Annotated in this window: 24 protein-coding genes; 13 read left to right on the plus strand and 11 right to left on the minus strand. The window is 71.9% G+C overall.

Annotation, left to right across the window (positions count from 1 at the left end):
* Positions 1–39: 39 nt before the first annotated feature.
* From I0C86_RS08665 to I0C86_RS08685, 5 genes are all read right to left on the minus strand, one after another.
* Positions 40–546: a hypothetical protein gene (locus tag I0C86_RS08665; protein WP_196200696.1), complete on the minus strand. Its 507-nt coding sequence runs from the start codon at positions 544–546 to the stop codon at positions 40–42.
* Between the two features lie 131 nt (positions 547–677).
* Positions 678–2,345, minus strand: a complete 1,668-nt coding sequence (locus tag I0C86_RS08670) for a RecQ family ATP-dependent DNA helicase (RefSeq protein WP_196200697.1) — start codon at positions 2,343–2,345, stop codon at positions 678–680.
* A 163-nt stretch (positions 2,346–2,508) separates the two neighbouring features.
* Positions 2,509–3,465 carry an ABC transporter permease subunit gene (locus I0C86_RS08675; RefSeq protein WP_196200698.1) on the minus strand — a complete coding sequence of 319 codons (957 nt, stop codon included), beginning with the start codon at positions 3,463–3,465 and terminating at the stop codon, positions 2,509–2,511.
* 46 nt (positions 3,466–3,511) lie between these two features.
* The gene (locus I0C86_RS08680) at positions 3,512–4,399 is read right to left on the minus strand and encodes an ABC transporter ATP-binding protein (protein WP_196200699.1); all 888 of its coding nucleotides are present in this window, start codon (positions 4,397–4,399) and stop codon (positions 3,512–3,514) included.
* Positions 4,396–4,788, minus strand: coding sequence for a GntR family transcriptional regulator (locus I0C86_RS08685; protein WP_196200700.1), 393 nt, complete (start codon positions 4,786–4,788; stop codon positions 4,396–4,398). The genes I0C86_RS08680 and I0C86_RS08685 overlap by 4 nt, the downstream gene beginning before the upstream one ends.
* A gap of 291 nt (positions 4,789–5,079) precedes the next feature.
* On the opposite strand from I0C86_RS08685, the gene I0C86_RS08690 reads away from it, so the two are divergent.
* Together I0C86_RS08690 and I0C86_RS08695 are read left to right on the plus strand one after the other, a co-directional pair.
* Positions 5,080–8,151 (plus strand): AfsR/SARP family transcriptional regulator, encoded by a 3,072-nt coding sequence (locus I0C86_RS08690; protein ID WP_196200701.1) that lies wholly within the window; start codon positions 5,080–5,082, stop codon positions 8,149–8,151.
* Between the two features lie 142 nt (positions 8,152–8,293).
* A complete protein-coding gene (locus tag I0C86_RS08695) occupies positions 8,294–8,902 on the plus strand; it encodes a dihydrofolate reductase family protein (RefSeq protein WP_196200702.1) in 609 nt (202 codons plus the stop codon).
* A 138-nt stretch (positions 8,903–9,040) separates the two neighbouring features.
* Here the strand turns inward: I0C86_RS08695 and I0C86_RS08700 are convergent, their stop codons facing one another.
* Positions 9,041–9,217 carry a hypothetical protein gene (locus I0C86_RS08700; protein WP_196200720.1) on the minus strand — a complete coding sequence of 59 codons (177 nt, stop codon included), beginning with the start codon at positions 9,215–9,217 and terminating at the stop codon, positions 9,041–9,043.
* A 146-nt stretch (positions 9,218–9,363) separates the two neighbouring features.
* On the opposite strand from I0C86_RS08700, the gene I0C86_RS08705 reads away from it, so the two are divergent.
* On the plus strand, positions 9,364–10,881 hold the full coding sequence (locus I0C86_RS08705) for a glycoside hydrolase family 3 protein (protein ID WP_196200703.1): 1,518 nt from the start codon (positions 9,364–9,366) through the stop codon (positions 10,879–10,881).
* Between the two features lie 85 nt (positions 10,882–10,966).
* On the plus strand, positions 10,967–11,758 hold the full coding sequence (locus I0C86_RS08710; protein ID WP_196200704.1) for a DUF6042 family protein: 792 nt from the start codon (positions 10,967–10,969) through the stop codon (positions 11,756–11,758).
* A 69-nt stretch (positions 11,759–11,827) separates the two neighbouring features.
* Here the strand turns inward: I0C86_RS08710 and I0C86_RS08715 are convergent, their stop codons facing one another.
* The 3 genes from I0C86_RS08715 to I0C86_RS08725 form a co-directional block, all read right to left on the minus strand.
* The gene (locus I0C86_RS08715; protein ID WP_407676279.1) at positions 11,828–12,862 is read right to left on the minus strand and encodes a PQQ-dependent sugar dehydrogenase; all 1,035 of its coding nucleotides are present in this window, start codon (positions 12,860–12,862) and stop codon (positions 11,828–11,830) included.
* Between the two features lie 166 nt (positions 12,863–13,028).
* Positions 13,029–13,313 carry a GNAT family N-acetyltransferase gene (locus tag I0C86_RS08720; protein WP_196200706.1) on the minus strand — a complete coding sequence of 95 codons (285 nt, stop codon included), beginning with the start codon at positions 13,311–13,313 and terminating at the stop codon, positions 13,029–13,031.
* Positions 13,310–14,563: a cysteine desulfurase-like protein gene (locus I0C86_RS08725; RefSeq protein ID WP_196200718.1), complete on the minus strand. Its 1,254-nt coding sequence runs from the start codon at positions 14,561–14,563 to the stop codon at positions 13,310–13,312. Before I0C86_RS08725 ends, I0C86_RS08720 begins: the two co-directional genes overlap by 4 nt.
* 76 nt (positions 14,564–14,639) lie before the next feature.
* Here I0C86_RS08725 and I0C86_RS08730 point away from each other — a divergent pair, with 76 nt between their 5' ends.
* The 9 genes from I0C86_RS08730 to I0C86_RS08770 all read left to right on the plus strand — a co-directional run bounded on the left by I0C86_RS08730 (position 14,640) and on the right by I0C86_RS08770 (position 21,556).
* Positions 14,640–15,002, plus strand: a complete 363-nt coding sequence (locus I0C86_RS08730) for a hypothetical protein (RefSeq protein ID WP_196200707.1) — start codon at positions 14,640–14,642, stop codon at positions 15,000–15,002.
* A 129-nt stretch (positions 15,003–15,131) separates the two neighbouring features.
* The gene (locus I0C86_RS08735) at positions 15,132–15,953 is read left to right on the plus strand and encodes a DUF1206 domain-containing protein (RefSeq protein WP_196200708.1); all 822 of its coding nucleotides are present in this window, start codon (positions 15,132–15,134) and stop codon (positions 15,951–15,953) included.
* Between the two features lie 135 nt (positions 15,954–16,088).
* Positions 16,089–17,318: a mechanosensitive ion channel family protein gene (locus I0C86_RS08740; RefSeq protein ID WP_196200709.1), complete on the plus strand. Its 1,230-nt coding sequence runs from the start codon at positions 16,089–16,091 to the stop codon at positions 17,316–17,318.
* A gap of 321 nt (positions 17,319–17,639) precedes the next feature.
* Positions 17,640–18,071: a phage holin family protein gene (locus I0C86_RS08745; protein WP_196200710.1), complete on the plus strand. Its 432-nt coding sequence runs from the start codon at positions 17,640–17,642 to the stop codon at positions 18,069–18,071.
* Positions 18,068–18,379 carry a DUF3618 domain-containing protein gene (locus I0C86_RS08750; RefSeq protein WP_196200711.1) on the plus strand — a complete coding sequence of 104 codons (312 nt, stop codon included), beginning with the start codon at positions 18,068–18,070 and terminating at the stop codon, positions 18,377–18,379. The genes I0C86_RS08745 and I0C86_RS08750 overlap by 4 nt, the downstream gene beginning before the upstream one ends.
* A complete protein-coding gene (locus tag I0C86_RS08755; RefSeq protein ID WP_196200712.1) occupies positions 18,376–18,648 on the plus strand; it encodes a DUF4235 domain-containing protein in 273 nt (90 codons plus the stop codon). Before I0C86_RS08750 ends, I0C86_RS08755 begins: the two co-directional genes overlap by 4 nt.
* Before the next feature lie 91 nt (positions 18,649–18,739).
* Positions 18,740–19,441 carry an LppX_LprAFG lipoprotein gene (locus tag I0C86_RS08760; RefSeq protein WP_196200713.1) on the plus strand — a complete coding sequence of 234 codons (702 nt, stop codon included), beginning with the start codon at positions 18,740–18,742 and terminating at the stop codon, positions 19,439–19,441.
* A 28-nt stretch (positions 19,442–19,469) separates the two neighbouring features.
* The gene (locus I0C86_RS08765) at positions 19,470–21,080 is read left to right on the plus strand and encodes an MFS transporter (RefSeq protein ID WP_323373540.1); all 1,611 of its coding nucleotides are present in this window, start codon (positions 19,470–19,472) and stop codon (positions 21,078–21,080) included.
* 272 nt (positions 21,081–21,352) lie between these two features.
* A complete protein-coding gene (locus I0C86_RS08770) occupies positions 21,353–21,556 on the plus strand; it encodes a cold-shock protein (RefSeq protein ID WP_007075740.1) in 204 nt (67 codons plus the stop codon).
* A 93-nt stretch (positions 21,557–21,649) separates the two neighbouring features.
* On the opposite strand, the gene I0C86_RS08775 is transcribed toward I0C86_RS08770, so the two are convergent.
* Positions 21,650–21,853 carry a hypothetical protein gene (locus I0C86_RS08775; protein WP_196200714.1) on the minus strand — a complete coding sequence of 68 codons (204 nt, stop codon included), beginning with the start codon at positions 21,851–21,853 and terminating at the stop codon, positions 21,650–21,652.
* A 222-nt stretch (positions 21,854–22,075) separates the two neighbouring features.
* Positions 22,076–22,978 (minus strand): aldo/keto reductase (locus I0C86_RS08780; protein ID WP_196200715.1); only part of this gene is annotated, 903 nt, incomplete at its 5' end.

The following is a 22,978-nucleotide window of genomic DNA, read 5'->3' on the forward strand; positions in this document are numbered from 1 at the left end:
GCGTGGATCACGACGCGGCCCGGCCGCCGGCTGCTGATTTCAGTCGTTGAGTACGTGGGCCAGTTCGTCGCGGAACCGGCGCTCGGACTCGGTCACCTCGTCGCCGCCGAGGCCCAGCAGGCCACCGGTCGACGCCGCGGTCACCACATGCTCGGCGATCGAGAGCAGCCAGTGCCGGTACGCCCCGGCCTCGCCCTCGGTAACCCGGTTGGTGAGCAGCGTGGACGCCTTCGCGGCCCGGTCGAGCACGTCGGCGATCAGCGCCCTCGGGTCGGCCGGCTCGATCACCGGCAGTTCCTCGCCCGCCTCCGGGTCGCCGACCCTGGCGATGAGTTCACCGGCGACGGCGGCCACGAGCGGACTGGCCGATTCGCGGCCGCCGGCGATCGACTCCAGCCCGGCGGCGTTCTCGGTCCTGGTCCGGCGGCTGCCGTCCGATTCCGCGGCACTGGCCGCGGTCAGCACCGACTGCGGCAAACCGACGAGCAGACCCCACTCGTCGTCGGAAAAACCGAACTCGCTCGCATACAGCGGTTGCTCGGTCACGGCAACCTCCCTTCACAGATGGCAAACCATCACATCCCACGGCACGGCGTGCCGCACCGCAAACCGAATCGCCGGAGGCGACCCGGACAACCTCGGCGGACGACGTGGGTCGTACGCCCGCACACCGTAGATCAGTCGGTCGCCGGGGCGAGCAGGCCCTGCTCGCTGACCACCGGTACGGAGAGGGTCTTGTACCCCACCTCGTCGAAGAGCACCGTCATCTTGTCCGCCTCGTAGCCGAGCACCAGTCCGGAGCCCCACTCCTGGTGTCGTACCGAGCTGTGCACGGGGAACGGTGTGTCGTCCGGGTCGCGCCCGGCGGCGGCCGTCGTTCCGTCGCCCGGAACAGCGTCGCCGGCGTGGCAGTTGTCGCAGTGTCCGCACGGCCGGGTCATCTGCTCACCGAAGTACGCGAGCAGGGTCTGTCCCCGGCAACTCCGGGTCTCCGCGAATGCGCGCATCATGTCGGTCCGGGACCGTTGGACGGTCTGCTGCCGTTCCGCCTCGGCGAGCGCCGCCGTGGCCGCGTCGACCGGTTCCGGGGCGTACGGCGGGCTGCCGAGCCGGTGGTTGGGCAGGGTGCTCGCCGCGCCGACCTGTTCGAGGAGTGCGACGAGTTGTCCGAGCTTGCGGGCGCCGAGGCCGGTGCGCTCGCGCAGCGCGGTCCGGGTGAGCGGGCCGCTGCGGAGCAGGGCGGCGAGGTCACGCAGCTCGTCGGGGTCCGGGGTGCCGCCGGTGAAGTAGCGGCGGAGGCCGACGTCCTCGGCCCGCCACAGCAGCAGCGCCCGGGCCTGCTCGCCGTCCCGACCGGCCCGGCCGATCTCCTGCAGATAGCTGTCCGGCGCGTCGGGCAGCGCCAGATGTACCACCCAGCGGATGTTCGGCTTGTCGATGCCCATCCCGAAGGCCGAGGTGGCGACCATCACCGGCACCCGGTCGGCCATGAACCGCTCGTGTCGTTCCTCGCGGGCGCCGGCCGGCATCCCGCCGTGGTAGAACTCCGCCTCGAAGCCGGCGGTGGTGAGCCGGTCGGCGAGTTCCTCGGCGGCCCGCCGGGTCGGTACGTAGATGATCCCGGGGCGCTCGTCGGCCCGGAGCACCGTGACCAGTCGTCGCCACCGGTAGTCCTCGGTGGCACAGTTCGCCACCTCCAGGAACAGGTTCGCGCGGTCCAGCCCCGACACGACGACCCGGGGCTTCTGCAGCCCGAGCCGGGCGATGATGTCGTCGCGGACCGGTGGCGAGGCGGTGGCGGTCAGCGCGACCACCGGTGGCCGACCCAGTCCTCGGATGAGATGCCCGAGCGCCAGGTAGTCGGGACGGAAGTCGTGCCCCCAGGCGGAGATGCAGTGTGCCTCGTCGACCGCGACCAGGGCCGGGCGCAGTGCGCGTACCTCGGTGAGCCGGTCCGGATTGCTGAGCTGCTCCGGCGTGGTGAACAGGAACCGTGCCCGACCCTGCCGGATGTCGGCCAGCGCGGCGGCCTGCTGGCTGGGGCTTTCGGCCGAGCTGATCCGGACCGCGCGCAGCTCCGGCCGACCGCGTTCGTTGAGCGCGGCTATCTGGTCCTGTTGCAGGGCCAGCAGTGGGGAGATCACCACGGTCGGTCCGGGCAGCAGTGTCGCGGGCACCTGGTAGACGGCGGACTTGCCGGCTCCGGTCGGCAGCACCACGAGGGTGTCCCGGCGTTTCATCACCGCCCGCATGGCGGTGAGCTGGTCGGGGCGCAGCGAGCGCCAGCCGAACCGGTGCCGGGCGGCCCGGCGGAGTCGGGTGGCGTGCAGAGGTGGCAGCTTCATCGGAGGCCGGAGGTACCCCCGGTGCGGGAAACCGAAACCGCGCGGCGGAGCCAGGCGTCCTCGGAGGCGTAGTCGAACCATCTGACGGCCACCCCGTCGTCCACGCAGACACAGTCGACGAGGAGATCGCCGCCGGCTCCGCCCGCCCCCGCCGGTGGGTCACTCAGACGAGATGGCGGCTGACCCGCCACCGGATGACCAGCGCCATCGCTCCCGCTGCCGTCAGGAGTATCCCCATCTCGATCAGTTGGAACCAGGGGTAGCGGTCGGTGGGGTGGTAGACGATCCGTTGCCGCAGGCCGGTGCGGTCCAGGCACTGCGGGCTCGGGAACGTGTTGGCCGGGTCGGCACACACCGTGCCGGCCGCCGAGGGACTCAGCTCACGACCTGTCCGGTCCAGGTAGGAGACGCTGAACAGCCAGCCCCGTGGGTCGTTGCTGGGCGCTTCGCCCTGGATCATGGCAGAGCCGCCGACGAGTCTCTCGGCCGGCGGCAGGTAGTGCGGGCGCAGGAACAGCAGTCCGGCGAAGACCAGTGGCAACGCGACCAGCGTGACGGCGATGGCGGCGGTCGTACGGCGCAGCAGCCCGAGGGTGGCGCCGGTGAGCAGCGCGAACACCCAGGTCGCCGCGGGTACGGCCCCGGCCTGGCTGAACAGGCGATCGTCCCCGAACGGTTCGTTCGCGCCCTGCTGTGACCAGCTCACCACCGCGCCGGTGACCGTGCCGAGGAGCGCGGCCGCGCCGGAGAGGATGCCGAGCTTGACGGCCAGCCACCGGCGCCGGCTCACGGTCTGGGTGAAGGTCAGCCGGTACGTGCCCTGCTCCAGCTCGCGGGAGATCAGCGGCGCGCCCCAGAACATGCCGACGGCCAGGGGAAGGAGGTTGCCGAACGTCACCACGTTGATCATCGAGCTATGGACGTCGTTCACGGTGCTGCTGGCGCTCTCGCAGGACGGGGACGGGAGTCCGGCGCCGCTGCCGGACGAGCACGCGTCCAGTACCTGCGACGCCTGGTGCGCCTGCAGTCCCGCGTACACCAGGTAACCGCAGTAGACGGCCACCACCACCGCGACACCGATCAGTTGCCAGCGGTGCTGGCGCCAGGTCAGCCAGAGCATGGACAGTCCCTTTCGGAGGTGTGGGATCGGGGATCGAAGATCCGGTTCAGCGCACCGAGGTCGGGCCGGGCAGGGCGCTGGACGCGGGTTGGCGCAGGTAGCACAGGACAAGCTCGTCCAGGCTGACCTCGTTCACGGTCCAGACCGGGGCGAGGCGGTGTGCGCCGATCCGGGCCAGCACGGACGCCTGTCGTCCGTTGACGGTGTGGGCGACCACCGGCAGTCGCGGCGGCAGGCTGTCGAGTGCCTCTCGTGGACCGGTGAGCAGGCGGTGGGTGGCCAGCAGTTCGTCGATGTCGCCGCTGACCTGTACCCGTCCCTGGTTGATGGTCACCAGCCAGTCACACGTGTCGACCAGGTCCGAGATGATGTGCGAGGAGAGCACCACCGTCATGCCCGCCTCGGCGACGCTCTCCATCAACAGCGCCATCACGTCGTGCCGGGCGACCGGGTCGAGGCTGGCCAGCGGCTCGTCGAGCAACAGCAGCCGAGGGCGCTTGGCGAGGGCGAGCACGAGCGCGACCTGGGCCCGTTGGCCGCCGGACAGGCGTCCGGCCGGAACGTCGCTGGGCAGCCGTAGCCTGCTCAGCCTCTCGCGGGCCCACCGGTCGTCCCAACCGGGATTGAGCCGGCGGCCGAAGGTCAGCAACTCGGCGACGGTGAATGTGGGATACAGCGCGGTTTCCTGTGCCATGTACGAGATCCGGGCGAGCGCCGCCGGCCGGTCGTCCAGTGGTTCTCCGAAGATCCGCAGGGTGCCCTCGGAGGGCTGTAGCAGCCCTGCGGCCAGGTTCAGCAGGGTGCTCTTGCCCGCCCCGTTCGGGCCGACCAGGGCGATCACCCGGCCTTCCGGCAGCGCAAGCGTGCATCCCCGCAGCGCCCAGGTGCGCCTGTACCGCCGGCCCAGGTCACGCGACTCGATGGCGGGCGTCATGCGGCGCCCTCCCGGGCCGTGTCCCGCAGGGCGGCCGCGAACAGCGCCTCGATGTCCTCGCGGGCCAGGCCGGCCCCGTACGCGGAGCGCATCCATCCGGCCAGCTGGCGCCGCAGGCGTGCCTGGTCGGCCGGTGAGGACTGTCCCAGGCTCCGCTCGATGAAGGTGCCGAGGCCGGGCCGTCCGCTGACCAGTCCCTCCCGTTCCAGCTCGCGGTAGGCCTTCAGCACGGTGTTCGGATTGATCGCGAGTGCGGCTACCACCTCCGCCGCCGTCGGTAACCGGTCGCCGGGCTGCAGGAGTCCGAGTCGCAGGGCGTGCTTGACCTGCTGCACGAGTTGCAGGTACGTCGAGACGCCCGACCGGGCGTCGAGACGGAAGTCGATCACCGCCATCCCCCTTTCACTAATCAAGTAGTGGAATACTGGAGCCTGTGCGGTCCAAAGTCAACCGGGCGGCGGAGAGGTGGGCGCTGTCCTCCCCGGACCGGATCGGCCTCGCCCGTGGCGGGCGTGACCCGATCCGGCCGTCCGGCGTCGTTGTTAGGGTGGTTCTGCCGGCAACGCCCCACCTGCTCCACCACGCGAACCGTCCCACTCCGTCGCACCAACCCGTTCCTCCAGGAGGATCATGCGACCGTCGACGCCGCCGCGTGCCGCGCCCGCGACCGACCGAACGCGATGAGCGTCTCGCTGCCTGCCGGCGAACTGGAGATAGGCGTACTCGGGCCGCTCGAGGTCATGGTCGGCGGCAACCCGGTGGACCTCGGCGGCCCACGGCAACAGGTCGTGCTGGCGGTCCTCGCGCTGGAGGCGAACCGGCCGGTCCCGGTCAGCCGGCTGATGGACGCCGTCTACGGGGCGGATCCACCGTCGACCTCCCGGGTCCAGGTGCAGATCTGCGTGTCGGTGCTGCGCCGGCTGTTCGCCGCGCACGGCTGTGGGAACGACCTCATCGCCACCCGCCCCCAGGGGTACGCGCTCCAGATCCCCGAAACCCGGGTCGACCTGCGGCGCTTCGCGGACCTAGCGGCGCAGGGCCGGCGGCTGCGCGACGAGCACCGGCTGGACCGGGCCGTCGAGTACTACCGCCGCGCCCTGGCGCAGTGGCGCGGCCCGGCCCTGGACGGCCTCGTCAGCCCGATGCTCCGGCCGGCGGCGGACCGGTTGGACGAGCAGCGGATCAGCCTGGTCGAGGATTGTGTCGAGCTGGAGCTGCGCCTGGGCCGGCACCGCGACCTGGTCGCGGAGCTGACCGCGCTCGTCGAGCAGCATGCCATGCGGGAACGGCTGCACGGGCAACTGATGCTTGCGCTCTACCGGTCGCAGCGGCAGGCCGAGGCGCTGGAGGTCTACCGGCGGGCCCGACGCACGCTTGTGGACGAACTCGGCATCGAGCCCGGCGCGGAACTCCAGCGCCTCGAACAGGACATCCTCACCGGGAACGCCCGGGTCCGTCCGCCGGAACCGGCCGAGCCGCCCCCTGCCGAAGCGGTCCGTACCGAGCCGCCCCCTACCGAGGCGGTCGGTGCCGAGTCGCTCCGCAGGGAGTCGGTTCAACCGACGGCCATCGGGCCGGTCCCGGCGGTTCCCGCCGCGCCGGGGCTGCTGCCCACCGACATCGCCGACTTCACCGGTCGGACCGACCAGGCCGACACGATCGAGCGGCACCTCACCGAGGCGTCGCCGGACCGGGCCCGGTTGGCGGTGCCGGTCCTGGTGGCGAGCGGCATGGCCGGAGTGGGCAAGACGACCCTGGCGGTACACGTGGGACACCGCCTCGCGAACCGGTACGTCGACGGCCAGCTCTTCATCGACCTGCGCGGACAGACCACCCGGCCGGTGGATCCCAGCCGGGTCCTGGAGCGTTTCCTCCGGGTCCTGGGGGTACCGGGCACCGGGCTGCCGGAGACGCTCGAGGAACGCGCGGAGATGTACCGCCATCTGCTCTCCGGCCGGCGGATCCTGGTGGTGCTGGACAACGCCGGCGACGAGGGTCAGGTGCTTCCACTGCTGCCGGGCACCGCCTCCGCCGCCGTCCTGGTCACCAGCCGCAGCCGGCTGGCCGGGCTGCCCGGCGCCGGTCACGTCGAGGTCGGCCTGCTCGATCCGCTCCACTCCGTCGAGCTGCTGTCCCAGGTGGCCGGTCCGGAGCGGGTGCGCGCCGAACCGGCCGAAGCCGAGGAACTCGCCGAGCTGTGTGGACATCTGCCGCTCGCGCTACGGGTGGCCGGTGCCCGGCTCGCCACCCGGCCCCAGTGGACGGTGGGTCAACTCGCCGAGCGGTTGCGCAACGAGACCCGCCGGCTGAACGAACTCAACCATGGCGTACTCGGCATCCGGGCCAGCATCTCGCTTACCTACGACAGCCTTCCGGAGCAGGCCCGCCGGCTGTTCCGGCGGCTCGCCCTCCTCGACTTCCCGCACTTCTCCGGCTGGGTCGCCGCGGCACTGCTCGACGAGCCCGGTACCGAGGCACAGGACGTGCTCGACGGCATCGCCGACGCACACCTGCTGGAGACCACCGGGTCCGGGCGCGGCGTGCACAGCCAGTACCGGTTCCACGACCTGATCCGGGCGTTCGCCCGGGAACGGCTCGCCGACGAGGAGCCGGTCGCCGAACACGGGCCCGCGCTGGAGCGGGCGCTCGGGGCTCTGCTGTTCCTCGCCAGCGCCGCACACCGGACCTGCTACGGCACCGAGCATCGCCACCTGCGCAGCGACGCGCGGCGCTGGCCGGTGCCGGAGCGGCTGACCGGGCAACTGGTGTCGGAGCCGATCACCTGGCTGGAGCGGGAACGGCTGAGCATGCTGGCCGCGGTACGCCAGGCGGCCGGAGCCGGTCTCGTCGCCCTGTCCTGGGACCTGGCCCAGCATGCCGTCACGCTGTACGAGATGCGGGGCTACTTCGACGACTGGCGCGAGACCCACGCGATCGCCCTCGACGCCGCCCACCGGGCCGGGGACCGGCACGGCCAGGCGGTGCTGTCGTACTCGTTCGGGTCGCTGTTCGACGCGCAGCGGCGGTTCACCGAGGCCCGGCCGTTCCTGGACACGGCGCTCGACCTGTTCCGCTCCACCGGTAACGAGGGCGCGCGGGCCCACGTCCTCCTGCACATCGCGGTCATCGATCGGTTGGCGGGCCGAATCGACGACGCCATGACCCGGTGCCGGCAGGCGTTGGCGATCTTCCAGCGTGCCGGCGACCTGGTTCACTCGGCCTTCGCGCTACACAACCTGGCGGCGATCGAACTTCAGAACGGGAACCCGGACGGGGCGCACCGGGTGCTGACCGAGGCACTGGAACTCAGCCGGCGTGGCGGCAGCCGCCGGATCGAGGCGCAGGTGCTGCACCGGCTCGGCGAGACCCACCTGCACCGGGACGAACCAATGCCGGCCGTCGACGCCTACGCGGCGGCGTTGGCCACGGTCGAGGACACCGGTGACCCGATCGGCCGGGCATTCGCGCTGTGCGGGTTGGGCACCGCGCAACTTCGGACCGGCAACGTGACCGAGTCGGAAAGAACCCTGCACGACGCGCTGCGGGCGGCGACCAGCGTCGGTGACCGGCTCTGCGAGGCACACGTACTGCTCGTACTGGGCGAGCTCGAACTGGCCCGGGACGAGCCCCGAGCGGCGACGACGTACCTGCGCGGGGCGCTGGAGCTGTTTCGGGACATCGGCACGCCCACGTTCGTGTCGAGGACGCTCGAGCTGCTGACCAGGGCCGAGGGCGGCCCGGCCGGTGGATAACGAGCCGAATACCGATCGATAACGCGGCCGGAGAGGCTGTCGATGCAGGCGGGACACGACGACACCGAGCCGCCCGTGACGCGGGCACGGCCGGTTGGGTCGAGTTCCTCAGGACAGTTTCACCGAAAAGAGGAATCAGGCGATGACAAGCAAGCTGGTGGTCTCCACCTTCCTGTCCCTGGACGGGATCATGCAGGGCCCCGGCGGGGTCGGCGAGGACGATTCGAACGGCTTCCCGCACGGCGGATGGCTGCCCCCGCTCGTGGACGAGCAGTTCGGCCAGATCATGACCGAGGTGTTCGACCGGGCGGACGGCATGCTGCTGGGCCGCAGGTCGTACGAGATCCTCTCCGCGCACTGGCCCAACGTGCCGGACGAGGAGGGCGGCGAGAAGATCAACGGTATGGCGAAGTACGTCGCCACGAGGACGCCGATGACCGCCGGGTGGAACAACACCCGGGTGCTGGTGGGTGAGGCCGCGGAGACGATCGCCGAACTCAAGCAGAGCACCAACGGCGAGATCCTCGTTCAGGGCAGCAGCAACCTGCTCCGTACGTTGCAGGAGGCCGAGCTGGTCGACGAGTACCAGCTACTGATCTTCCCCGTCGTCCTCGGCGAGGGGAAGCGGCTCTTCGCCGAGGGGGCCACCCCGGCCGGGCTGAGGCTCACCGAGTCGACCACCACCGGCACCGGCGTCGTGTACGCCAGCTACGAGTGGGCGGGCAAACCCAGTTACGGCGTAGTCGCCTAGCTCGATAGTCGGGAGGGAACGACATCGACGGCCGGGAGGGGGTGGCCCCTCCCGGCCACCTCCGGCGCGTGGGCGTCGGGTTCGCCGGTCGCCGGCTCGGGTCCGGGTGCACAGGACACGTCCGTGGGCGGTCGCCGACTAGCGGCCGCCGCGGCCGAACATCGACCGGAGTGCCGCGATCAGCAGCAGGGTGCCGAGGACGGCTCCCACCAACCGGACGCCCGGGATGTCGTACCAGCTCGTGCCCTCGGCGGCGAGGAGGTGGTACGGCAGCTCGCCGAGGTGCTGCCCGGCTCCGGAGGTACTGGGCTCCATCTCTGCACTCTCGCACGTCGGGCCGCGTTCCGGTTAATAGGAAGGTTTCTTGACTATTTGCTGGGCTGGTGTGACCATGGCAGCACCCGCCGCGACCAGGGCGGTGGTGTTGGCGGTCCACAGTAGATGCGGGGGGAACCGGCGGGATGAGCGGAACGACGGACAACCTGTCCAGCCTGGCGGCGGCGGTACTGCAGCCGGGCTTCGTGGGAACCACCCGACCGCCGGACTGGGTACGCCGGTGGCTCGGTGAGGGCCTCGGCGGGGTGGTGCTGTTCGCCCGCAACGTGGTGGACGCCGAACAGGTCGGTGCGCTCACCGCCGCCATGCGGGCGGAGAAGCCGGACGTACTGGTGGCGATCGACGAGGAGGCCGGCGACGTCACCCGGATCGAGTCCGGACCCGGCAGCTCCCGGCCCGGCAACCTGGCGCTCGGTGCGATCGACGATCCCGAGCTGACCGAGGCGGTCGCCCGGGACCTCGGGGCGGAACTCGCCGCCGCCGGCATCACCCTGAACTACGCGCCCGACGCCGACGTCAACGCCAACCCCGACAACCCGGTCATCGGCGTACGGTCCTTCGGATCCGACCCGGCGCTGGTCGCCCGACACACCGGCGCCTGGGTCCGGGGTCTGCAGTCCGCCGGGGTGGCCGCCTGTGCCAAACACTTTCCGGGACACGGCGACACCAGCGTCGACTCGCACCTCGACGTACCCCGGATCGGGGTCTCCCGGGCCCGGCTCGACGGCTGTGAGCTGCCGCCGTTCCGGGCCGCGATCGACGCCGGCGTGCAGGCGGTGATGACCGGTCACCTGCTGGTCCCGGCGATCGACGAGGAGTGGCCGGCGACCCTGAGCCGGCGGGTGCTGACCGATCTGCTCCGCGACGAGTTGGGCTTCCAGGGGGTCGTGGTCACCGACGCCATCGAGATGCGGGCGGTCGCCGACCGCTACGGCCTGGCCGGGGCGACGGTGCGGGCCCTGGTCGCCGGAGCGGACGCGATCTGCGTCGGCGGCGAGCACGCGGCCGAGGTGGACGCCCTGCGGCTGCGGGACGCGATCGTCGAGGCGGTGACCACCGGGGTGCTGCCGGAGGAACGGCTGGTCGAGGCCGCCAAGCGGGTCGGACTGCTGGCCGGGTGGAGTGCGGCGGCCCGCGCCGAGCTGCCGGCCTGGGCAGGCTCCGTTCCGGACGGTTCCGCACTCGGTCTGGCCGCCGCCCGGCGTGCCGTCCGGCTGACCGCCGCCACGGGGGCGACCGGTCTGCCGCTGACCGGTCCCGCGCACGTGCTGGAGTTCGAGCCGCCGCGCAACATCGCGATCGGCGCCGAGACCCCGTGGGGGGTGGGAGCACCACTCGCCGCGCTGCTGCCCGGCACCACCACCGTGCGGCTGGCCGCCGACGATCTCGGCGAGGACGGCGAGGTGCCGGCCGGCGCGCTGCGGCTGGCGGACGGGCGACCACTGGTGCTGGTCGTACGGGACCTGCACCGGCACGGCTGGATGACCCACGCGGTACGCCGGATCCTGGCGAGCCGTCCGGAGGCCGTCGTGGTCGAGCTCGGCGTACCGTCGACCGTGGCGGGCCGGGTCCACCTGGCGACGTACGGCGCGTCCCGGGCCGCCGGGCGGGCGGTCGCGGAGGTGCTCGCCGGACCGTCCTGATCGGACGTTCGCCCGGACGATCCGTACCACCGGGGTCACCATGGGTGCCCCCACGTGTACGCCTAGTCGCGGTATCGTTCGTCCGGTGACCCCTCGCTGGCAGCGGGCCTCCCTCAAGCCGTCCTGGACCCGGTGGCTACCCTGCGCCTTCGTCTACCTCACCGTCGTTCCCGGGCAGTCCCGGTTCCGCCGTTCGGCCTGGACCAGCGTGGTGCCCTGGGACAGTTCGGCGTGGTGCGATCCGGGCAGTGTCGACGATTGGGTGGCCCGTGCTCGACGGCGTCGCGCCGGACGTGACGCGGACGAGGCCGAACTGCACGCACGCCAGCACTACGCCTGGATGGTGCGGGTACGGGCGACCCGGATCGAACTGTTCGCCGAGATGTGCCGGCGACGCGGGCTGCCCGTCCCGCACACCGTCGGTGAGCTGCTGCTCTGCCTGGCCGGGTTCGGACTGTTCGAGATGGCCGAGGACGTTCCCACCGAGACCGGCGACGAGGATCCGTGGGTGCTGCCCCGGCTGGACCGCGACCCGCTGGACGTGCTGCCGCTCTCGATCGAGGAACAGGAGCTGGAGGTCCGGGCGCAGCGGGACGACCAGGCCGTCCTGGTGGCCATCGAGGTCCGCCGGCTCGCCCTGCGGACCCGACGGCGCTGGCGCCGCCGGGTGGTCAGCACCAGCCTGGCCAGCCTGGCCGGCAACGCCGGAGTCACCGTGGAGCAGGCCCGCCGGTCACTCGCCGACCTGGGTGAGATCGCGGATCTGCGGGTGGACGTCGACCGGGGCGACGACTCTCTGCGCCTCACCGTCCCGTGGCCGGACTTCCGGCTCCGGTTTCCGTTCACCGAGCTACCGGCCCCGGAACACGCGGTCTGACCCGTGCGGTCCGACCCGGGCGGTCTGACCCGGGCGGTCTGACCCGGGCGGTCCGACCCGGGCCGGGCGTCACGGCACCAGGCGCAGGATCCGGTCGTCGCCGTCGTTCGGCGAGCCGCGGCCGTCGCGGTTGGAGGTGAGCACCCACAGCGATCCGTCCGGGGCGGCGGCGACGTGCCGCAGTCGGCCGTACTCGTCCGTCAGCAGCGCCTCCGGGTCCTGCCCGCCGGCGCCGATCCGGTAGAGCCGCTGGCCGCGCAGGCAGGCCAGCCAGACCCGGTCGCCGACCACCGCGATACCGCTGGGCGATGCCTCGTCGGTGCCCCAGGTCGCGATCGGCGCGACGTACCGGGAGTCGTCGGAGTCGCCCTCGACCTCCGGCCAGCCGTAGTTGCCGCCGGCCGAGATCCGGTTGAGTTCGTCGTAGTGGTTCTGCCCGAACTCGGACGCGTACATCGTGCCGGCGGCATCCCAGCCCAGACCCTGCACGTTGCGGTGGCCGTAGCTGTAGACGAGCGAGCCGAACGGGTTTCCGGGCGCCGGCCGACCGTCCCGGGTCATCCGGAGGATCTTGCCGGCCAGGCTGTCCCGGTCCTGCGACGCGTCACGCTGCCCCGCGTCGCCGGTGCCCGCGTAGAGCATCCCGTCGGGTCCGAAGGCCAGCCGTCCACCGTTGTGCGTCCGGCTGCCCCGGGGGATGCCGGTCAGCAGCGGCTCGGGGCGCTCACCCAGGCGGAGTCGGGCGATCCGGTTGTCCTCGGCCGCCGTGTAGTAGACGTAGACCCAGCGGTCCTGGGCGTAGTCGGGGGAGACGGCGATGCCGAGCAGTCCACCCTCGCCCGCCGGAGCCGCCTCGTCGATCCGGGCCACCTCGCGGGCGGTCGTGCCGGAGACCCGCAGGATCCGCCGGGTGTCCCGCTCGGTCACCAGCGCCGATCCGTCGGGCAGGAAGGCCAGCCCCCAGGGCGCGGCCAGGTCGCCGACCACCGTCTCCACCGTGCCGGCCCGGGCCCGTGGCGCGTCCGAGACCGAGGGGTCGGCGAACCACCCCCGCCACAGCCCGACCCCGACTCCGGCGGCGACCAGCGCCGCCACCACGGCCACCAGGATGACCAGTCGACCCGTTCGTCCCGTCGTGCGCACCGCCGGCTCCGCCACGGGTACGAAGGTAGCCGCTGGGTCCGTCGCCCGGTACCGGCGACCGTCCCGTACGCCCGCCGGTCGGCGGCAACCGAACCGGATGCGGTGCGGGCGGCCCGGGTGCGGTGCGTCAGGCGTCGGCGACCACGGAGGCGTACTCGGGGTGCCGTTCGATGAAGTGGAGCAGGAAGGGGCAGGTCACCCGTACCCGATCGCCCCGCTCACGGAGCTGGTCGAGGGCGCCCCGAGCCAACGTACTGCCCACCCCCTGCCCCTCGAACCGGGCGTCGACCTCGGTGTGTACGAGCACGATGGTCCCGGACTCGATCTGGTAGGCGATGTGGCCGGCCAGGCTGTCGTCGGCGAGGATCTCGAAGCGTCGGCGGGCCGGATTGTCTTCGACGAGGAGGTTCACCGGAGCAATTCTCCACCTGTCAGCCCGGCGGCGTGCGGGACCGCGCCGGTGATCAGCCGGTCGAGTTCGGTCAGCAGCCGGTCGACGTCCGAATCGGTGTTGTAGTGGTAAATACTGGCTCGGACCGCACCGCCCGTGTCCCGTAGACCCATCGCGGTGAAGTACTCGTACGCGTAGTAGTCGCCGGCCGAGACGCAGACGCCCCGCTCGCCCAGGGCCGAGGCGGTCCGCGCGGGCGACTGGCCGGCGAGCCGGAACGAGACCGTGGGGCACCGGCGCCGGGCCGCGCCGTAGACGGTCACCCCGGGCAGCCCGGTCAGGCCGGTCAGCAGCCGGTCGAAGAGACGTTCCTCGTGCGCGTACGCGGCGGCCATGCCGGCGAGCACCCGGTCCCGGCGGTTGCCAGTCGCGGCCGGATCGAGCCCGGCGAGGTGGTCGACGGCGGCCCGGACCCCGGCCAGCAGCGGGAAGCTCGGCGTGCCGGCCTCGAACCGTTCGGGAACCCCGTCCGGCGACGGCAGCAGCTTGGCCGGGTGCAGCCCCTCCCACCGGCCCGGGTCGGCGATCACGGCGGCCAGGTGCGGACCGGACCACTTGTAGGCACTGGTCACGTAGAAGTCGGCACCGAGCGTGGACAGGTCGGTGCGGCCGTGCGGGGTGGCGTGCACCCCGTCGACGTACACGAGCGCACCGGCCCCGTGTGCGACGGCGGCGATCTCGGCCAGCTCCGGCATGGTTCCGATGGCGTTGCTGGCGGCGGTGAGGGCGACCAGCCGGGTGCGGGGGCCGACCAACTCGGCGTACTGCGCGGCCGGTAGCTCTCCGGTCTCCGGCTCGAACGCGGCCCAGCGCACCACCGCGCCGGTTGCCTCGGCCGCCTGTACCCACGGCCGGACGTTGGCGTCGTGGTCGAGTCGGGAGAGCACCACCTCGTCGCCCGGCCGCCAGTTCCGGCTCAGGGTCCGGGCCACGGTGTAGGTGAGGGCGGTGGCGCTCGGCCCGAAGACCACGCCGTCCGGCGTCCCCCCGACCAGATCGGCGACCGCCTGGCGGGCCGCCGCGACGAGTTCGCCGGAACGCCGGCCGGGGACGTGCGCGCCGCTCAGGTTGGCCACCGCGGTACGCATGGTGGCCGTCACCGCCTCGATGACGCCGGCCGCCACCTGTGTGCCGGCAGCCCCGTCGAAGTGCGCGTATTCCTCGGCGAGGGCGGGGTAGGCGGCCCGGACCCGGGCGATGTCGAACGGCATGCCGGGCACCATAACCGGCGCCCCCGCGTACTCGACAAGATCAGTTGTCTGGATCACCCCCGGTACCCTTGGTCGGGTGACGAATCCCCCCGCGTACCGCCACCTGACCCCCGTCCGTCGCGCCGCCGGTCTTTTCGCCGGCCTGGCCCTCGGTGCGGCCGTCCTGGCCGGCTGCAGTTCCGAGGGCGCCACCACCGACTGCGGGCTGGACGCCTGCACGGTGACCTTCGACCGTGGTGTCGATGCCCAGACGAGCATCCTTGGCGTGGAGGCCAAGCTGATCGGGGTCGACGGCGACAAGGCGACCATCGAGGTGGGCGGCGAGCAGTTGACGCTCACCGTCGGCCAGCAGGCGACCGAGGTGGGCGGCCTGTACGCCACGGTCCAGAGCGCGGACGAGAAGCAGGTGGTGGTCCGGATCGGCCGTAACGCCGGATAGCCGGCAGCCGGAGCCAGGGGCGGTGGTGGCGATCGGCCGGCGCCGCCCCGCCCCCCGGTCCGCCCCGGCGCACCGGCGGCGGCGGGCCTGGAAGTTTGGAAATCATGCCGATCGGTCATTGACAGGGTCATGTCAGCGACTCATACCGCCGGAGCCAGCGCAGCCCGCGCAGCCAACAGCAGATCCCTCGAACTTCTGGCCCGGGCCGGCTTTGTCGGTTACGGGCTCGTCCACCTCCTCTTCGCCTGGCTGGCCCTGCAGATCGCGTTCGGCCGGCCAGCCGACGACGGTGACCAGTCCGGCGCGTTGCGGACCCTTGCCGCCCAACCGCTGGGCACCTTCCTGGTCGGCGCGATCGGTGTCGGCCTGCTCGCGATGGCGATCTGGCAGGCCTTCGAGGCCGCGATCGGGCATCAGGAGTACCGGGGGCGGGAGCGGATGGTCGAGCGCCTCACCTCCGCCGGGCGTACCCTCGTCTACCTCTACTTCGCCTGGACCGCGTACCAGGTGGTCCAGAAGGCCAACTCGTCCAGTGCGGACAAGCAGCAGGCGTTGACCGAGCAGCTGATGGGATCCACCGGCGGGCGGCTGCTGGTCGGGCTGGCCGGCCTGGGCCTGGCCGCGCTCGGCGTCGGGCTGATCTGGTACGGCGCCGTCAAGCGGTTCGAGCGGCATCTGCGGACCGGCGAGATGGATCACCGGATGCGGAACGTCTCCCGTCGGCTCGGCGTCGCCGGCTACATCGCCAAGGGCGTCGCGTACGGCATCGCCGGGCTGCTGCTGCTGACCGCCGCGATCAACTACGACCCGGACCAGGCCCGGGGGCTGGACGGTGCACTGCACACGCTGCGGGAGCAGTCGTACGGGGCGATCCTGCTCACCCTGGTCGCGCTCGGCATCGGCGCGTTCGGCGTGTTCTGCTTCGTCCAGGCGAGGTACCGGAAGGTCTAGTATCGATAGTTCGAGGCTATCTGGGCATTTACCCGCTCTTTACTCCATATCTCCCATACCGATTCACGCCCTGCCGGGCTCGCTCGGGACCATCCCGTGGCGACGCCCGGCTTCGGCATGAGAGGAGGAACATTGGTGGACAGCTATCTGTGGACCATCATCGTCGCGGTCGGCGCGGCGGCGGTCGCGCTGCTCGTCGTGGAGGTGGTGCACCGGACCGTGCGCCGGCTCGGCCGGCGGTCCATCCTGCTCAGCGAGCTGTCCGAACACTCGCACCGTCCGTTCCAGGTGGCCGCGACCGTACTGGCCGTGCAGTTCGGTGTCCGGTTCAGCACCGAGTACGGCATCGGCACCGCCTGGCGGCAGACCCTGCTGCACCTCCTCGTCCTCGCCGTCATCGCGACGACCGCCTGGCTGGTCGCCTCCCTGCTCGTGGTCAGCGAGGACACCGCGCTGGCCCGGTTCCGGGTCGACGTGCCGGACAACCGGCAGGCCCGGCGGATCAAGACCCAGATCGTCATGCTGCGCCGGGTCACCATCGCCGTCATCGTGGTGCTGGCCGGCGGCGTGATGCTGATGACCTTCCCCAGCGTCCGGGGCGTCGGCGCCAGCGTGCTCGCCTCGGCCGGGGTGATCGGCGTGGTCGCCGCACTCGCCGCGCAGAGCGTGCTCGGCAACGTCTTCGCCGGACTGCAACTGGCGTTCAGCGACGCGGTCCGGCTCGACGACGTGGTGGTGGTCGAGGGGGAGTGGGGGCGGATCGAGGAGCTGACCCTCAGCTACGTGGTGGTGCAGATCTGGGACGATCGGCGCCTGATCCTGCCCACCTCGTACTTCACCACGAAGCCGTTTCAGAACTGGACCCGTACCCAGGCCGCCGTGCTCGGTACCGCCGAGTTCGAGGTCGACTGGTCGGTGCCCGTACAGGCGATGCGGGAGGAACTGCGTCGGCTGGTGGAGGGCACCGAGTTGTGGGACGGGCGGACCTGCGTACTACAGGTCACCGATGCCGTGGGTGGGATGGTCCGGCTGCGGGCACTGGTCAGTGCCGCCGACGCGCCGAGACTGTGGGACCTGCGCTGCCAGGTGCGCGAGCATCTGGTCGGCTGGCTGCGCGACCAGCGACCCACGGCGTTGCCCCGGCTGCGTGCCGAGATCGGTGACGCCTCCGGCACCCTGCCCTGGCAGTCGGTCGAGCCCACCTGGCCGGCACCGGGTCGGCCGGAGCGCCCGTCCGCCGCCTCCCGGTCCGGGCCGCACGAGCCCCCCGACGACGCCCGACTCTTCGGTGGCGACGACGACGGCGAGGCCCGCAGCCACGACTTCGTCGGCCCCGACGAACCGGTCGACGCCCCGCCGCGCTGAGTCCGCCCGCCGGAAGCGGCGATGCCACCCCGGCGGCGTGCCCCGGCGGCGTGCCCCGGCGGCGTCGGACCGCCTCGGACCGCCTTGCCCCGCTTGACCTGCCCGATCGGCCGTCATCGGACCGGCAGGTGGCGGACACTAACGACAACGGAGCCCGACGGTGCGCCCGCCGTGCCGTTCCTCCGGGTGACTGGGCCGTTGCCGGGACGCCGGGGCCTCGGGCGGTGGTCGGTGCGCCCGTGGGCGTGTCGGGTCCCGACGAACAGGATTGAACGGCGGGCGACCGGGGCATACAGCCCAGGGACCGGGAAGGAGGACACCATGGCCGATGTCGTACGTGATTCCGCTCGACCCGTTACCGAGCAGTCCACCGCGGAGCTGGTACAGCGCGCGACCGAGCAGCTTTCGCGACTGGTACGCGACGAACTGGCACTGGCCCGGATCGAGCTGGCCGAGAAGGGTCGGCACGCCGGGATCGGGGTCGGACTCTTCGGCGGCGGCGGCGCGATGGCGCTTTGCGGGCTCGGTGTGCTGGTGGCCGCGGCTGTGCTGGCCCTCGCCCTGGTGATTCCGGCCTGGGCGGCGGCGCTGGTGGTGGCCGGGGCGCTCTTCCTGATGGCCGGGGTGCTCGCGCTGATCGGTCGCCGGCAGGTACGCCGGGCGGTACCGCCGATGCCCAGCGCCACGGCCGACAGCGTGCGCGCCGACGTGCGTACGGTGGCGTCGGCGGTTCGGGACAGGGGACAGGCATGACCCGCAGCAACGGATCCGGCAATCCGGAGGCACTCCGGGCGGAGATCCGGCAGACCCGGGCCGAACTCGGCGAGACGGTGCAGGCGTTGGCCGCCAAGGCGGACGTGAAGGCCCGGATCAAGGGATCGGCCGCACAGACCCGGGACCGGGTGCGTGAGCGGGCCGGACAGACGACGGCGACAGTCCGGTCCTCCGTACACGACGCCGGGTCGGTAGCGTTGCGGCATCCGGTGCCGTGGGCCGTGATCGCCGCCGGGGCACTGGCTCTGGCGGTCGTGGTACTGGTGGCGCGAGGGAGGCGTGGGTGAGCAGGGCAGTTAGCAAGATTGCCTACCGTCCGGTGGGCATCCTGTTGGGCATGGCGGCCGGTGTGGCTGCCGGCGCGGTGTTCCGGCAGGTCTGGAAACTCACCGCCGGGGACGGCGAGGCGCCCGACGCGATCGACGAGGACCGGGGCTGGGGCGAGATCCTGGCCGCCGCCGCGTTGCAGGGAGCCATTTTCGCGGTGGTCCGGGCCGCGGTGGACCGGGGCGGCGCGATCGGGGTCCGTCGAGTCACCGGCCGCTGGCCCGACTGACCGGACGCGACCTCCGCACCGGTGGCGGGCACGGCGGGTACGGGCAGCGGGATGAGCGCCGGCCGGCGACGGTCGTGAGTACCCTTCGGGTATGCGTCGACCCTTCGTACTCACCGGTGTGCTGAGCCTGCTGTTGGCCGTATCCGTTGGCTGTACCGACCGGGGTGCCGACGGTGACCCGGCCGGTGGCGCCGGAAGCTCCACACCGCTGCCCGAGGCGGCCGGGCTGCTCCGCTCGGCCGCGACGGAACTGGCCACCGTGAAGACCGCCCGATTCGCCATCACCACCCAGGGCGCGGCCGAATCCCTCGGGATCAGCGGCGCCGAGGGGGTGATCACCGCGACGGGTGAGGCCCAGGGAAGCGCCCGGATCGAGCAGGGTGGCCTGCCCCTCGAACTCCAGTTCGTGGTCAAGGACGGCACGTTGCACGTCAACGGGCTCACCGGCGGCTGGCAGAAGCTGCCACTCTCGACCGCGGCGACGATCTACGACCCGACCGCGCTGCTCTCGCCGGACCGCGGGATCGCCAATCTGGTCAGCAAGTCCAGCGGCGCGACCGAGGCCCGGGAGACCCTCGACGGCGTCGAGACGTACCGGATCAAGGGGACGCTGCCCGGTTCGGCGCTCGGCTCCCTCGTGCCGGGCGTCAGCGAGGACGTCACCGGCACCCTCTGGATCGGCGCGGACCGGCCGCTGCTGCACCGGGCGCTGTTCCCGGTGCCGGGTCAGACCGGCACCGTGACGGTCACCTTCTCGGAGTACGACGTGCCGGTCACCATCCGTGTCCCCTGACTCCGCCACGCCTGGTGGAGGACCGGCGGTGTCGTCGGACGGTGGAGTGCCGGCGGTGTTGTCGGACGGTGGCGTGACATCCGCAGCGGCGCCGACCGCTCGCGCGGCGACGTCGGGTCGGACCGGTAGCCGGGTCGCGATCGGCGTCGGCGGCGCGGCGGTGCTGCTCGCCGCGCTGGACGCGTACGTGGTGGTGACCCTGCTGGTGGAGATACTCGGCGACCTGCGGGTGCCGGTGAACCGGCTCGAACGGGCCACCCCGGTGGTCACCGGCTATCTGCTGGGATACGTCGCCGGAATGCCGCTGCTGGCCCGACTGTCCGATAGGTACGGTCGACGGATCGTCATCGAATGCTGCCTGGCCGGATTCGCCGCCGGTTCGGTGCTGGCCGCCGTCGCGGACACCCTGCCGCTGCTGGTCGCCGGTCGGGCGTTGCAGGGCCTTGCCGGTGGTGCCCTGCTGCCGGTGACGATGGCCCTGGTCTCCGATCTCGGCACGGCCCGGCGCCGCGCACTGTCGCTGGGGCTGGTCGGCGCGGCGCAGGAACTGGGCAGCGTGCTCGGTCCGCTCTACGGTGCCGGAATCGCCGCCCTGGTCGGTTGGCGCGGGGTGTTCTGGGTGAACCTTCCGCTCGCGCTCGCGGCCGCCGTGGTGGTCCGGCTGACCCTGCCGGGTGCGGGCGGGCGGACCGGTGCGGCGCGGCAACGCGTCGACGTCGTCGGCGGGACGCTGCTGGCCGTCGCCCTCGGGCTGCTCGTGGTCGGCCTCTACAACCCCGATCCGGCGCGGTCTCTGCTGCCCCCTTGGGGACCGGCCAGCATCGTGGGCGGGGTCGCGGTGTTCGCCGCCTTCCTGTGGTGGCAGGCCCGGTCCCGGACCCGACTGCTGGATCCGACCGGGGTGCGGATGCGGCCCTTCCTGGTCGCGCTCGGGGTCAGCGGTCTGGCCGGCGCGGCCCTGATGGTGACGCTGGTGGACGTGCAGTTGTTCGCCCAGACGGTGCTCGGCCGGGACGCGGTGGGCGGCGCGCTGCTGCTCACCCGGTTCCTGGTGGCGCTGCCGGTCGGTGCGGTCGTCGGTGGGCTGCTCGCCCGCCGTCTCGGCGAACGCGGACTGACCGTCGGCGGTCTGGCGTTGGCGGTGCTCGGCTACCTGCTGATCGCGGGCTGGCCGGCGGATCCGCTCTCGGCCCGGTACGCGATCGGCCCGATCGGCCTGTCCCGACTCGATGTCGACCTGGTGCTGGCCGGTTCCGGTCTGGGGCTGGTCATCGCGCCGCTGAGTGCCGCGGTGCTGCGCGCGGTTCCGGCGGTGCAGCACGGTGTCGCGTCGGCCGCACTGGTGGTGGCCCGGATGATGGGGATGCTGCTGGGTGTCGCCGGGTTGACGGCCTGGGGCCTGTACCGGTTCCAGCGGCTCACCGCCGACCTGGTGACCCCGTTGCCGTTCGGTGTGGACCGTGCCGAATACCCGCGCAGGGTTGCCGAGTACGCCGACGCCGTACGCACGGCGTTGCGGGTCGAGTACGCGGAGATATTCACCGGTGCCGCCCTGTTCTGCCTGCTGGGCGCGGTGTTGGCGATGGCACTGGGCGGTCGTGCGGCCTCCGGTGACACGTCGCGAAATCCGTCTGCCTGATCCGTTTTTGCCCGGTTGGCGGTGCTGTGACCGCACCGATTCGTCGATGCGTGGGACCCGGTTTCCGGGCTCCTCAGGTCACATGTCGGAGAATTTCGTCGGCTAGGCTATGCGAAGTTTTTGCGTACGTGGTTTGCTGTTCCACGCTGTTGAGAGATGGCGTGGGTCGAGGGGAAGTCCTCCTTCGTGGGGGCCACTCAAGGCGCCGCTGCTCGAAAACGGCCAACCGGCCGCACGGCGTGCTCGGCCGCCAGTTTTAGAAGGAGATACACATGGCGCAGGGAACCGTGAAGTGGTTCAACGCAGACAAGGGCTTCGGCTTCATCACCGTCGACGGCGGGGGTGCTGACGTGTTCGTCCACTTCTCGGCCATCCAGACCAGCGGCTACCGCACGCTGGAGGAGAACCAGCGGGTGGAGTTCGAGATCGCTCAGGGCCAGAAGGGGCCGCAGGCTGAGCAGGTTCGCCCCATCTGATTCCGGTGACGGCCGGTCCGCCGGCCTAGAGTGACGATTCCTTTGGATCCACGTCGAGCCCCGCGCCCCGCGGGGCTCGACGCGTATCCGGGCTCAGGACGGCGTATGCCTGTTCCGGGCGCGCAGGCCCAGGCCGAGCAGGACCAGCCCGGCCAACGCGACGATCGGCCCGATGACCGCCCAGACCGTCTCGCCGGTCATCGCACTGCCACCCAACCGACCCAGCCCCTGCAGGGTCCACACGGCGCCGACGACGACGGCCAGTAGGCCGAGCGTGAGCGGAAGCCAGCCCTTCATCCGCTACTCCTTTCCACGACGACCCGATCCGGTACGACGACCCGATCCGGTACGCCGTTCTCCCGCTGTCTCAACGATCGCAGCCGATGCGACGCTACGCGCGGCACCCGGCTCCCGTCACGGCACCCCGCCGGCGGTCGACGGTACGGCGACGGTCGAGCGGTACGGCGACGGTCGAACGGTGGTCGACGGTCGAGCGGTGGTCTACCGGCGGTCGACGGCCTACCAGCGGTCGTGCACCGCGGGTCGGATCAGTTCGTCGTAGACGGCGTTCACCGTGGCGGTCGCCTCGGCGGACAGCGGCGCCAGGTCGGCGGCGGCAACGTTCGCCCGAGCCTGCTCGGCGTTGCGGGCGCCCGGAATCACCACCGTGACACCGGGCTGGTCGAGGATCCAGCGCAGCGCGAACTGTGCCATCGTGGCGCCCTGCGGCACCAGCGCGCCGAGCCGGCGTACGGCCCGCAGCCCGGTCTCGTAGTCGACCCCGGAGAACGTCTCGCCGACGTCGAACGCCTCCCCGTGCCGGTTGTAGTTGCGATGGTCGTCGCTCGGGAAGGTGGTGTTCTCGTCGTACCGGCCGGAGAGCAGGCCACTGGCGAGCGGCACCCGCGCGATGATGCCGACTCCGGCGGTGGCGGCGGCGGGCAGTACGCGCTCGATCGGCTTGTGCCGCAGTGCGTTGAGGATGATCTGGACACTGGCGACGCCGGGCCGGGCGATGGCGGCGAGCGCCTCGTCGGTGGTCTCCACACTGACTCCGTACGCGGCGATGCGTTCCTCGGCCACCAGGGTGTCGAGGGCGTCGAAGACGGCATCGCTGTGGAACACCGGGGTCGGCGGGCAGTGCAGTTGCACCAGGTCGAGCACGTCCATCCCGAGGTTGGCGCGGGACCGGTCGGTCCAGGCCCGGAAGTTGTCGAGCACGTACGCGGCCGGAACCTGCGGTACCCGGCGCCCCATCTTGGTGGCCACGGTGAGCGTGGCGTCCGGCCGCTCCTTTCGGAACCTGCCGATCAGTTGCTCGCTGCGCCCGTCTCCGTAGACGTCGGCGGTGTCCAGAAAGGTGACTCCGGCGTCGACGGCGGCGGCCAGGATGCCGAGGGCGTCGGATTCGCTGACCTGACC

Origin of the sequence: Plantactinospora alkalitolerans, assembly GCF_015690345.1 — a bacterium.
Lineage (GTDB): Bacteria > Actinomycetota > Actinomycetes > Mycobacteriales > Micromonosporaceae > Plantactinospora > Plantactinospora alkalitolerans.